General features: G+C 27.8%; 15 protein-coding genes. 6 read left to right on the top strand and 9 right to left on the bottom strand.

What is annotated here, in order from left to right:
• From ACTTAV_RS02945 to ACTTAV_RS02955, 3 genes are read right to left on the bottom strand one after another with little or no spacing between them, the layout of a single operon-like run.
• Positions 1-477: an HPP family protein gene (locus ACTTAV_RS02945; RefSeq protein WP_075519327.1), complete on the bottom strand. Its 477-nt coding sequence runs from the start codon at positions 475-477 to the stop codon at positions 1-3.
• Positions 477-620: a hypothetical protein gene (locus ACTTAV_RS02950; protein WP_440670098.1), complete on the bottom strand. Its 144-nt coding sequence runs from the start codon at positions 618-620 to the stop codon at positions 477-479. Before ACTTAV_RS02950 ends, ACTTAV_RS02945 begins: the two co-directional genes overlap by 1 nt.
• Positions 613-1,011 (bottom strand): iron-sulfur cluster assembly scaffold protein, encoded by a 399-nt coding sequence (locus tag ACTTAV_RS02955; protein ID WP_075519328.1) that lies wholly within the window; start codon positions 1,009-1,011, stop codon positions 613-615. Before ACTTAV_RS02955 ends, ACTTAV_RS02950 begins: the two co-directional genes overlap by 8 nt.
• A gap of 43 nt (positions 1,012-1,054) precedes the next feature.
• On the opposite strand from ACTTAV_RS02955, the gene mobA reads away from it, so the two are divergent.
• The 5 genes from mobA to ACTTAV_RS02980 are packed head-to-tail and all read left to right on the top strand — an operon-like array spanning position 1,055 to position 6,214.
• Entirely contained in the window at positions 1,055-1,663 is a 609-nt protein-coding gene (gene mobA / locus ACTTAV_RS02960; protein ID WP_440670099.1) for a molybdenum cofactor guanylyltransferase, read from the top strand.
• Positions 1,656-2,909 (top strand): molybdopterin molybdotransferase MoeA, encoded by a 1,254-nt coding sequence (locus tag ACTTAV_RS02965; protein WP_440670101.1) that lies wholly within the window; start codon positions 1,656-1,658, stop codon positions 2,907-2,909. Before mobA ends, ACTTAV_RS02965 begins: the two co-directional genes overlap by 8 nt.
• Before the next feature lie 49 nt (positions 2,910-2,958).
• Positions 2,959-3,864: a DMT family transporter gene (locus ACTTAV_RS02970; RefSeq protein WP_075519331.1), complete on the top strand. Its 906-nt coding sequence runs from the start codon at positions 2,959-2,961 to the stop codon at positions 3,862-3,864.
• Positions 3,865-3,879: 15 nt separating this feature from the next.
• Complete coding sequence (locus ACTTAV_RS02975) at positions 3,880-5,097, top strand: aminopeptidase P family protein (RefSeq protein WP_440670102.1); 1,218 nt, start codon at positions 3,880-3,882, stop codon at positions 5,095-5,097.
• Position 5,098: 1 nt separating this feature from the next.
• The gene (locus ACTTAV_RS02980; RefSeq protein WP_440670103.1) at positions 5,099-6,214 is read left to right on the top strand and encodes a serine/threonine protein kinase; all 1,116 of its coding nucleotides are present in this window, start codon (positions 5,099-5,101) and stop codon (positions 6,212-6,214) included.
• A gap of 1 nt (position 6,215) precedes the next feature.
• Here the strand turns inward: ACTTAV_RS02980 and ACTTAV_RS02985 are convergent, their stop codons facing one another.
• The gene (locus tag ACTTAV_RS02985; RefSeq protein ID WP_440670105.1) at positions 6,216-6,443 is read right to left on the bottom strand and encodes a hypothetical protein; all 228 of its coding nucleotides are present in this window, start codon (positions 6,441-6,443) and stop codon (positions 6,216-6,218) included.
• Between the two features lie 41 nt (positions 6,444-6,484).
• On the opposite strand from ACTTAV_RS02985, the gene ACTTAV_RS02990 reads away from it, so the two are divergent.
• A complete protein-coding gene (locus tag ACTTAV_RS02990) occupies positions 6,485-6,931 on the top strand; it encodes an MOSC domain-containing protein (protein WP_440670106.1) in 447 nt (148 codons plus the stop codon).
• 5 nt (positions 6,932-6,936) lie between these two features.
• Here ACTTAV_RS02990 and ACTTAV_RS02995 read toward each other — a convergent pair whose 3' ends face one another.
• The 5 genes from ACTTAV_RS02995 to ACTTAV_RS03015 all read right to left on the bottom strand — a co-directional run bounded on the left by ACTTAV_RS02995 (position 6,937) and on the right by ACTTAV_RS03015 (position 12,214).
• On the bottom strand, positions 6,937-7,689 hold the full coding sequence (locus ACTTAV_RS02995; RefSeq protein WP_440670107.1) for a hypothetical protein: 753 nt from the start codon (positions 7,687-7,689) through the stop codon (positions 6,937-6,939).
• 105 nt (positions 7,690-7,794) lie between these two features.
• Positions 7,795-9,087: an MFS transporter gene (locus ACTTAV_RS03000; protein ID WP_440670108.1), complete on the bottom strand. Its 1,293-nt coding sequence runs from the start codon at positions 9,085-9,087 to the stop codon at positions 7,795-7,797.
• A gap of 58 nt (positions 9,088-9,145) precedes the next feature.
• On the bottom strand, positions 9,146-10,006 hold the full coding sequence (locus ACTTAV_RS03005; RefSeq protein WP_440670109.1) for a DMT family transporter: 861 nt from the start codon (positions 10,004-10,006) through the stop codon (positions 9,146-9,148).
• Entirely contained in the window at positions 10,003-10,929 is a 927-nt protein-coding gene (gene gshB, locus ACTTAV_RS03010; protein WP_440670110.1) for a glutathione synthase, read from the bottom strand. The genes ACTTAV_RS03005 and gshB overlap by 4 nt, the downstream gene beginning before the upstream one ends.
• Complete coding sequence (locus tag ACTTAV_RS03015) at positions 10,919-12,214, bottom strand: glutamate--cysteine ligase (protein WP_440670111.1); 1,296 nt, start codon at positions 12,212-12,214, stop codon at positions 10,919-10,921. Before ACTTAV_RS03015 ends, gshB begins: the two co-directional genes overlap by 11 nt.
• Positions 12,215-12,237: the final 23 nt, after the last annotated feature.

A 12,237-nucleotide genomic window follows, 5' to 3' on the forward strand; every position in this document is an offset into this window, starting at 1 on the left:
TTATTTTAAAGGATAGTTTTTTTTTAAGAGAAATTTATTAATAATTATTGCTAATAGTATAATTATAAAGCACCCTGAGATTATTGGGAAGAGCAGATAATCGTATGATACGCTTCCAATGATAACCATTACAGGATTTCCACCTGCAGGAGGATGTACTACATTTAATAATATCATAAAAAAAATTCCTACACCGACAGCAATAGCTATATTGATGAATATTGGTAATGGTATTAAGTTTACAAAAAGAATTCCAACCAAAGTTGTCACTAAGTGTCCAAAAAAAACATTACGTGGTTGAGCAAAAGGACTTTCCGGAAAGCCAAATAATAAAACCATTGATGATCCAAATGATCCAGCTAAAAATAAACCTAGGGCACTTTTGTAAGTAAGAACAGTCAACACGCCAATTGTAAATGCTGAAAAGAAACCAGCAATCAAAGCTTTTTTAAAAATTTCTTTATTTAACTTAATCATTAATGTTTATCTTTAGATTCAAATAGATGTTTAAGAGTTTTCTTAGATGAAAAAAAAAGACTTAAAAATATTAAACCAACAAATATTAGTCCAACCAATATTCTTAAATATCCATTAAAAATTTGATCTATTAGCTCAATCATTAATTGCTTTATTAACAGTTCGTAATGGAAGTAGTAAGCATTCTTTTCTTGATATATTTTTTTTATCAAAAAGTTCTTTAAAACTTATCCATTTTTTTTCTAAAACAATTTTACTATTTTCAAAAATATTTTCACAACTGTTTATAAAATCTTTTACTTCATCTAGAGTTTTAGCTTTAATATTTCGTGATAGAAGACTTACAGATGCCTGACAATAAACGCAGGATTTACATTGATAACCCATATCTACAACTTTGTTATTTTCGACTATAAGGCTAATTTCCATTTCATCACCACAAATTGGGTTTTTGTTTTTAGATTTATGTGTGTGTTTATCGAGAATTTTATTGTTCTCTGTATTTGATGCTATTTCTAAAATTCTTAAATCCATATTATCTCTTTAAATCAAATATTAATGTTTTATATTTTCTTTAATGGATCATAACAAGATTTTAGGCGTTGTACTAGCAGGTGGTAAATCTCAGAGATTTGGCGAAGATAAATCACAAGTAAAGTTAAATGATAAATTATTAATAGACTATATTCTTTCGGAAATTATTGATCAATTCAATGAAATTTTAATTATTTCTAATAATCAAATTAAATTTAAGCACTCAACAAAGATATCAACAACAAAGGATATCATTGAAGGACTAGGACCCTTAGGTGGTATTTTGACTGCAATGAAATGGATAAAAAATAATAAAAAAGATTACAAATGGATATCAACATTTCCCTCAGACACACCTTTTTTTACAAAAAATGAGTTAAAAATTTTTTATGAGAAGATTGATATTAAAAAAAATAAATTATTTTTTATTAAAAATAAAAATACGAGGCATAATATATTCGGACTTTGGTCTTTGGATCTGTTGGATAAGCTAGAATCTGATCTTCATAAAGGTGAGAGAAAAGTTGAACTTTGGGCAGATTCAGCAGACGTAAAGATAATAAATATTGATTATAAAGAAAAGGATCCCTTTTTTAATATCAATACTAGGGAAGATTTAGAAAAAGCATATAAGATGATAGAAAATGATTAGTTATAAAAACTCTATACAAATACTTAAAAAATCAAAAATCAAAATAAATGATGAAATTATAAAAATAAATAGTTGTGTAAATAGAGTGACAGCAAATAATATTTTTTCAAAAGCTAACAATCCTGCAGCTGATAATGCTGCTTTTGATGGGTTTGTGATTAATTCAAAAGATACAAGAAATTTGAATAAGAAAAAAAAAAGATTATTCAAAATTATTGGAACAATCGCAGCAGGGGACAAAACAATTAATAAAAAATCTAAAAAGTTCCAAACTTATGAAATAATGACTGGCTCAATTATTCCAAAAGGTTTTGATACGATTATACCAATAGAGCAAATAGTTTTTTATCCAAATAAAAAAAACCCTAAATATATTTTGGTTAATAAAAGAGTTAAGAAATATCAACATATTAGATTTAAAGGGTCTGATTATAAAAAAAATGATTTATTAATTAAAAAAGGCACTATTTTACTTCCAGCTCATATTTTAGCTTTAAGATCGTTAGGAATAGATTCTGTTAAAGTGAAGAGAAAACCCAATATATTATTTTTTTCAACAGGAAACGAAATATCAAATCAAAAAAAAATTCCTGATTGGAAAGTTAGGAATTCCAATAGTCATTATATTAACTCATTGAGTGATAATTTTTTGTTTAATTTTATAAATGGCGGAACTTTAAAAGATAATCATCAATTTAAATTTGAAAAAGAAATTAAAAAGATGTTTAGTTCAAAAGTTGATATTATCATTACTTCTGGAGCAGTATCAGCAGGTAAATTTGATTTTGTACCGAGTGTTGTAAAGAAACATAAGCTTTCGAATTATTTTAAAGGTGTTTCTATTAGACCTGGTAAACCTATTTTATTTGCAAAATTTAAAAACAAACACAAAGCTATCTTCGGTCTTCCTGGAAATCCCATTTCATCTGCTGCTTGTTTTAGATTTTTTGTTTATCCATATTTACAAAATCTTTTGGGAATTGATGAAGAAAAACCTTTTAAAGCAGTTTTAAAAAATAAATTTATTAAGAAAATTAATTTTACAAGATTCGTCAAAAGCAAAATTAGTACAACTAAAAATGGTAAAATTGAAACTGAAATATTAAAAGGTCAAGAATCTTTTAGAATTCAATCATTCATAAAATCTAATATTTGGACTTTATTACCATCTGGTAAATCTAAATTTAAAAAAGGAGATATTGTCGAATGTTATCTTCCAAATCATCCACAAAAAATTTTAATCTGAAAAAGCTATTTTTGTTGTAGTTCAAACTAATTAGAATTAAATATCGAATATGGTTGAGCTTAAAAATGAAAAAATAGCAGTTCCTGTTGTTTTGTTTGCTGGTATCCTTTGGTCCTTTGGTCCCTTGGTTGTAAGATATATGAGTGATCCTCATATGGTGCCTTGGCAATATATATTTGGTAGAGGATTAACGATTTTTATAATTTTAAATCTTTATTTGTATTTTGAAGAAGGAATTAATTTTTACAAAAATTATAAAAAAGTCGGAAAATCTGGACTTGTTGGTGGAATAGGGCTTGGAATAGCAATGATTTCATTCATTTATTCAATAACCAATACTTCAGCAGCAATCACTCTTTTATGTTTGGCCGCAATGCCTTTTTTTACTGCTTTACTAGCTTTTTTATTTTTAAAAGAAAAGATTTCTTTAAATGTTTGGATATCAATTATTATTGCTACCATAGGGATTATTATAATGGCTGTAGGAAATACAGAAAAAAACTCTTTAATAGGTTTTGTTTTTGGTATCACATCTTCTATAGGTTTTTCTATATTTTCAGTTACTTTAAGATGGAGAAAAGAAACTCCTAAATTTACAACTGTTGCTGTTGCTGGTCTATTTTGTTTTGTAATTGCTACTATAATGATTTTGGCCAAAGGTCAGCCATTTTTTGCAACAAGCTATAACAGCGCGATGTTTTCATTGCATGGTACATTAGTTTGTTTAGGACTTATTTTGTACTCTATAGGATCAAAAGCAATTCCCGCAGCTGAATTAACCTTACTATCTTTAACAGAAGTAATAGGTGGAATTTTTTGGGTATGGTTACCATTATTTGGTATTAACGAAGTTCCTTCAACAAACACAATAGTTGGTGGATTTTTTCTTTTTGTTTCATTAATTTATTATAGTCTTATTATGCGATGGAATAAGAGATATATTGCTCTAAATTAATTTCTAAATTATTTTATGGAAAGACCTGATTTTTTTACATTAAAGAATGGTGAAAAAGTAAAACTTCCTTTTTCAAATAAAGAATACGATCAAAGGGTAAGTAAATTAAGATCTGTAATGGATAAAAATAATATTGATATGATTATTTTAACTTCAATGCACAATATTGCTTATTACACAGGTTTTATTTATTGTTCCTTTGGAAGACCTTACGGCTGTGTTATAACAAATAAGAAAATTTCAACTATCTCAGCTAATATAGACGCAAGTCAGCCTTGGCGAAGATCACACTGCGATAATATTATTTATACTGATTGGAAAAGAGATAATTTTTTAAAAGCTATAGTTTCAATTATAGGCAGAGATGATCCTCCAAAAAATATTGGAATTGAAAATGACCATGTAACTTTAGAGATGAGTGAAAAAATTCGCTCGATTTTTTCATTTTCAGTCTTTAGTGATATTTCAAAAGAACTTATGAAACTTAGAATGATAAAATCTGATGAGGAAATTAAAATAATTAAAAATGGAGCAAGAATTGCTGATATAGGTGGCGAAGAAATAGTTAAAAATATTAAAGAAGGAGCAACAGAATTAGAAATTGCAATTAGTGGAAGAGATAAGATGGAAAGAGAAATTGCAATTACTTATCCTGCTGCTGAATATATGGATACTTGGGTATGGTTTCAGTCAGGAATAAATACTGATGGTGCTCACAACCCAAAAACTAATCGTAAATTAGTAAATGGTGATATTTTATCTTTAAATACTTTTCCAATGATTTCAGGATATTACACAGCTCTTGAAAGAACTCTTTTTTTAAATTCTGTTGACAATCAATCTTTAAAAGCTTGGGAAGCAAATGTAAAAGTTCATAAAAGAGGATTAGAATTGATTAAACCAGGTGTTAAGTGTTCGGATATTTGTAATGAGTTAAATGAACTGTTTGCTGAACTTGGATATTTACAATATAGAACTTTTGGTTATGGACATTCTTTTGGTGTCCTTTCACATTTTTATGGAAGAGAAGCAGGTTTAGAACTTAGAGAGGATATTGATACAGTTTTAGAAGAAAATATGGTTGTCTCTATGGAACCAATGATTTTAATTCCTGAGGGTAAACCGGGTGCTGGAGGTTATAGGGAACACGATATTTTAGTTATTGGTAAAAATGGATCAGAAAATATTACTAAATTTCCATTTGGACCTGAACATAATATAATTAAGGGGTAAAATGAATAAAAATAAAGTTATTGTAAATAGCTGGAATGAATGGGATCCACTTAAACATGTAATTGTTGGTAGAGCAGATGGAACTTGTATTCCTGCACCTGAGCCTGCTCTTGATGCAAAAGTTCCAGAAGATTCTGATATGAGAGGAAAATTTGGTCCCAGAACTAAAGACACTGTTGATAAAGCAAACCAGCTTTTAGATGATTTTTCAAATATGTTAATAAAAAGAGGCATAAAAGTAGATAGGCCATCACCTATTGATTTTAATCAAAAAACTTCAACACCAGATTGGGAGTCAGAGACAATGTTTGGGTGTATGCCTCCAAGAGATGTGCTGCTCACTGTTGGAAATGAAATTTTAGAAGCGACGATGAGTTATAGATGTCGTTGGTTTGAATACTTATGTTATCGACCACTTTTAAAAGATTATTATAATAATGACCCTAATATGAGACATGAGTCTGCACCTAAACCTAGATTAACAGATGCTGATTATCGAAAAGATTATTTGTCTGACAAAATAGGGATTCAAAAAAGACTTAAATGGACTGAGGATAAATTTTTTGTAACAACTGAAGAGGAACCATTGTTTGATGCAGCTGATGTATTAAGATTTGGAAAAGATTTGGTAGTTCAACATGGTTTTACTACAAATTTAAAAGGTATAGATTGGTTGAAAAGACATTACAAAGATCACAGAGTTCATGCAGTAAATTTTCCTGGCGATCCTTATCCAATTCATATTGATGCAACATTCACACCAATTAAAGAAGGTTTAATCATAAACAATCCTCAGAGAAGATTACCGCAAGAGCAAAGAAAACTATTTGAAAAAAATGGATGGGAAATAATTGACGCTGCTCAACCTGCTCACAATGAGCCGCCAGCACTATGTTATTCATCAGTTTGGCTTTCAATGAATGTTTTGGTTTTAGACCCTAAAACAGTCTGTGTAGAAAAAAGTGAAAAATATCAAGCGGAACAATTAGATAAGTTAGGGATGGAGGTAATTCCAGTAGATTTGAGAGATGCTTATGCTTTTGGTGGAGGTCTTCATTGTTGTACAGCAGATGTTTATAGAGAAGGGGAATTAAAAGATTATTTTCCTAAACAATAGATTAACTTGGGTTTTGTTTTAAAAATTCAATATAACTTAAAACTTCATTAAATTTTTCATCTGGAATATCTTTATAAGACGAATTGAATTTAGTTTTTATACAAATTGCAACATGGGCATATGGATTTCTTCCTTTAGGATGATTAGGGTGATCTGGTAGTTGTCCTTTCAAATAATCGCCAGCTTCCTGAATAATTTTCCAGAGTTTACTTGCGTTTTCTTTATTCATTTACTTTGAAATATTATATTGTTAACCTTAAATAGTAAATTATGTCTAAAGTTTTTAAGTTAGGTATAACCGATAAAAATAATAGTGAAATTAAGGAAGTAGCATCTATAGAAGTTTTAGCTAATAAAGGTGTAGTAGGAGATAGACACTTTGATGATTTTAACGATCCTTATTGCCAATTATCTTTAATAGAATCAGAAAATATTGATTATTATAATTCTAAATATGGTTTGAATATTCCTTATATAAATTTTAGGAGAAATATAGTTACTAAAGGTATCAAGTTAAACGAATTAATTGGAAAAAAAATTAAAGTTGGAGAAGTTAGCATAGAAGGAATAGATTTATGCAGACCTTGTAGACATTTGACAGAAATGCTAGATCAAGAAAACATTTTAAAAGAATTTTTAAGAAGAGGTGGTCTCAGATGTCAGATTTTAACTTCAGCAAAAATAAAAGTTGGAGATCAAATTAAAATTATAGATTGACTTCTTTAATTTTCTTTAGTTTTACTAATTTCAAATTTTTCTAAACCAGTAGAAATATTGTTTTCTATAGAATTTTCTTTTTCCTCAAATGATTTCAGTCTTTCCATTTCCCTTTGTCTTAGTCTTTGTTCTCTTAAATTTTCTCGATGTTCTTTTGCTTTTTGTTCTCTATCAAATTTTTCTTCCCATTCTTTAATCTTTAAATATTCTAATTTTTTTTGTCTTTCCTCTTCTTCCTTAATTACTTTTAAAGCTCTCTCTCTTCGTCTTTTTTCTTTTAATTCTAGATTTTTTTGTTCTTCTTCTCTAACTTTTAAATCAATATCTTTTCTATTTTGAGCTTCCTCTTTTAATTTAAGCTCTTTTTCTTTATTTCTTAATTCTTTTGCTATTTGGATAAGATCTTCATCCTTTTTAATTAAACGATCTGACTCTATTTTTTGTGTATTTTCTTTTAAATCAAGTTCTTTTTCTTTCGTTCTTAACTCTTCTTCTTTTATTTTAATTTTATTACTTTCTTTTGAAAGTCGTTCTTCCCAAATTTTTAGATCTTTTCTTTCATTAGAAATTCTATTTTTTTCCTCTAATTTTTGTAATTTAATTGTTTTAATTTTTTCAAGTTCTTTATTTTTTTTATAATTATTGAATGCACTGCTAAGTGACTTGGTTGTAAACGTAGCAAATTTTGCTAAACCAGCCTTTTTTTTTAAATTTTTATTTTTAATTTTTTTTTTTTGTGGCATTTTAATTTTTTCCATTTCACTAAAGAAAAAACTTTTTTTCAACAAAATTTTATAAATAAATTTTAAAATCTGACTAAATTGGGTACAACCTGAAAGTGATTTTTTTTTTAAATAAAATTATTAATTTGTAGCCTGTTCAGATATTTTTTCTGGTTCATCTATTGGCTCAGTAGTTGGATTTAACTCAATACCAGCAGGTGTAATAGTTTGTGGCATTGCAACAAACTGTGAGTCAGGATTATCCACCGTTTTTCTAACTTTCATTCTATAAATTCCAAAAATTCCTATTACAGAATGGAAGAAAAATAAAAATATAAAAAATCCATTAGGACCAACTAAATCCATAAATATTGAACATAAAAAAGGACCACTCATCGCACCTAATCCAAAAGCAAATTGAAGTCCTGCACCTGCAGCTACAAATTTATCTTTTGATATATAATCATTAGTGTGTGCTAAGATTAAAGAAAACATTGGCAAACTACAAAAAGAAAAAAGAATAAAAAATATATAAAACCAAGTTTTACTTGTTGCAAGACCTTCTGGTAAATACATTTGTCTAGAAACAATTATTGCTACAATAGCAAATATTGCTGCGGCAAATGTAGAATAAACAATAACTTTTCTTCTATCATAAATATCTGAAAATTTTCCAATAGGAAATTGTGCAACTGAGCCAGAGGTTGCTAATAAAAAGGTCACAATTGAAATTTCTAATATCGAAAAGTTCATGGAGGTTGCGTAAACAGCTAAAAGTGTAAATAATGCTGATTGAATAGTTCCATAAAATAACGAACTAACCATTCCAAATGGGGAAGCTTGATACAAATCCACTAAACTCATCGCTTGAATTCTTTTAAATGTTGGTGCTTTTTTTTTAGTTAACAATATTGGTATTAATGCTACTGAGGTAATAACTGAAACTAAAATAAAAGGTTGAAAATTTTGTGGACTACTAAAGTTAAGCAAAAACATACCTACACCCATTGATCCATACAGCACCACCATATAAATTGATAAAACACTTCCTCTATTTTTATTACTTGATCTGTCATTTAACCAACTTTCTGCAACTGTATAAATACACACCATACTTATTCCCGTTAATACTCTTAATAAAAACCAAATAAATGGATGTATCAAAATAGAATGGACTAAAATTACTAATGATGCCAATGAGGCAAAAGCAGCAAAAACTCTGATATGACCAACTCTCGAAATAATATTTGGAATTGTAGCTGCACCAATGAAATATCCGACAAAATAACCAGACATCATAAAACCAGTAGCAGTCAAACTAAAATCTTCTTGAACAGCTCGGACACCTAGAAGAGAGCCTTGAAAACCATAGGCCATCATAAGAAAGCCCATACCTAAAAATAGTGCCCATGAATTTTTTAAAACTTTATTCATAAAAATCGACGTAAGTATTCGCGATGTATTAATAAATCAAGACTTAATTGTGACAAGCTTAAGAATTTTTAAGCTTCATAAATGAGTGGATTGCAATTGTAACTATAATAATTACTCCACCTTGCAGGGTTTCTATGCTCGGTTGTTCTTTAATTATCAACCAAACCCAGATTGGACCGATAATAGTTTCTAACAAGAAAAACAGGTTTACTTCAGCTGCTGGAATAAACCTTGGAGCTATGGTTACTAATACAAATGGTATTGCAACACATAGAATACACATCAAAGGTATTATGATTAAATCTTTGTCAATAAGCACAAAACTTTCAATAAAAAATAAAGCAAAAGTAGCTACAAATAATTTACCAACAACAGCAGCAGGAACTAAATTTTTTGATTTAGCTGATCTTACAGTGATAGCACCGATGGCCAAACCAAGCGCAGTGATGAAACCTAAAATATCCCCATAAAAATTACCTAATTTTAATGAATCAAAGAAAATGTAAATTATAGCTAAAAAAGTAACTATAATTGAAATCCACGTTTTTTTATCTGGAGGTTCTTTTAAAAATATTGCTCCAAGTATTGCTGATATCATTGGGGCAGTGGCAATCATAACAAGAGTATTAGCAACATTTGTATTTTGAATTGAAAGCACAAAAGTAATATTTGTTAAGCTAAATGTTGCGACATAAATAATCCCATGGTAACCACTGCTAAAAAGAATTTTAAAAAAATTTAACTGATATATTATAAGCATCCCTAAGAAAACAGTGAAAAAAGGAATTATCCCTCTGTAAAAAACTAATCCCCATGTATCTACATTTGAAAGTCTTATAAATAAAGAATCAGGTGTAATAAACATTACTGCCACAAAAGCCATTAAGGAACCTTTTTGTTGATCGGTCAGATTTTTCATGCTTTTAATTCTTTCCAAAAAGTTTTCGCCAGGTTAATTTTTGATAAATCATATAAAGTTTTTAATCCTGTTGGGGATGTAACATTGATATCACCGTTAAGTTTTTGATCTATAAAATCTATTCCTGCAAAAAAAATATTTTCTTTTTTTAAGTCACTTGCTATTTTTTTTGATATCTTTTTTTCAGATATCGTAAGAATTGTATTTATTGCTTTACCACCTTTGCTCATATTGCTTAAAAAAGACCCTTTTTTAGGAACTCTTGATATAGCACCAGAAATTTTTCCATTGATTATGAACACTCTTTTGTCTCCATTACTTATTTTAGGTAAAAATTTTTGACACATCATGAAGCCATGTTTTTTAAGAAGTTTTTGGATTGATTTAAAATTAAATTTAGAGAATAAATAAATATCATTACCACCAAAGCTATGCACTGGTTTAAGAATTACTTTTTTGTTAGCTTTAAAAAAATTTTTGATTTCATTTAAATTTTGAGAAAAAATAGTATTAGGCATAAATTTTTGATATTTTGCTGAGTAAAATTTTTCAGAAATATTTCTTATTGATGTTGGATTGTTTATAATTTTAACCTTATCATTAATAGTATCCAACATGTAAGTTGTTGAAATATATTCAAGATTAAAAGGAGGATCTTGTCTTATTAAAATAAATTTACATTTTAACAAATCTAATTTTTGTTTTCTTAATATTTTACAAATATTTTTTTTATTATAATTAAATTTTACAAAAAATCCTTTAGCAATAACTTTTGAGTTAATGATGGATATATTTTTAGGTTCATAATAAAATATTTTATAGTTTTTTTTTTGAATTTCATTTGCTAAAAAAATACTTGTATCTGTTAAAGGATTAAGTTTTGATGGATGATTTCCTTGAATAGCAACAATTTTATTTATCATACAGTTCACTTAAATTTTCATTTTTTGAAAATTTATTAATCATATGATCTGCGTTTGTCGTTTTATTATCAATTACTTTTTGCAAATGTCTTAAAAATAAAGTTTCATTTTTGTTACTTTTGTTAAGAACATCTCTATTTTCTAATCCTTTTCTAGATAAATCCAATAAAGTTGAAGCCCAATAAAGAAGATTTTTACCCATCAATTCTGTATTAAACCCTTTTTTTGGAGCCTCAAGGTAAGCGTTAATAATTTTATCTTTATCCCATCTTGAAATTAAATCATAAACTTCATCTAAGTTCCCATATAACAAACCAACATTAAAAGCTGGACCAGCGCACAAACAATCCCAGCCACATGTGTCCATAGATCTAAGTTCAATATATTTTTTTAATCTGTTTTCAGTAAAAATTGTACTTAGATGGGTTGATAAGTCATTTTCATTGGGTAAACGATTATTAATTTCATCAACACTACCATTCATAAAATCTTTAAATCTATATTTTTGTCCTGAAATATATCTCTCTTTTTCTTGAATAAATAAAATCTGAAAATTCATTACAAAATCTGCGTATTTTTCAAAATTTAAATCCTCTAAGAATAATTTTGGCAAGCCACCTCGAGAAGTATTCTGCCATACTTTAGATCGATAAGATAAATAATTACTTTTTTTCTTTTCAACAATTGAAGAATTAGCAAACAAAGCAATTGAAATAGGAACAATGGAATTTACAATTTTGAATTTTTTAACAAAGTCTTTCTCTGAACTGTAATCAATATTTAATTGAGTTCCACAAGTTCGATACATCATATCAAGACTCAATTCTCCTCCTAAAGGCATATCTTTTGTCATTAGTTTATACCGTTGCTTTGGATTATTTGGAATTTCATTAAGTTTTGATATTGGATCAAAGCCTGAACTTACAATGCTTATATTTATTTTTTTTGTTACTTGTTTAAGTTCAAATAAATAATCTTGAGACTCAGCACAAGCTTCATGGATATTGTTTAATTTTTCTCCAGACAATTCAATTTGATTCCCAGGCTCAAGGGTAATATTTTTTTCACCTTTACTTAAACCAATTATATTATCTTTTTCTAAAATTGGATTCCAACCAAATTCTAACAAGGCTGAAAACATTTCTTTTATTTTTGTGTAGTTTATTCGCTTATTGTTTTTGTTATCAAATAAAAATTTTTCATGTTCAATTCCAATTTTAAAATTTTTTTGATCTTTAACTCCAGATTGAAAATATTTAATAATTTGTTCTTTGGTATTAATCATAAGATCTAAATAATACTTTTTTT

This window comes from Candidatus Pelagibacter sp. HIMB1483, assembly GCF_052048135.1.
Classification (GTDB): Bacteria; Pseudomonadota; Alphaproteobacteria; order Pelagibacterales; family Pelagibacteraceae; genus Pelagibacter.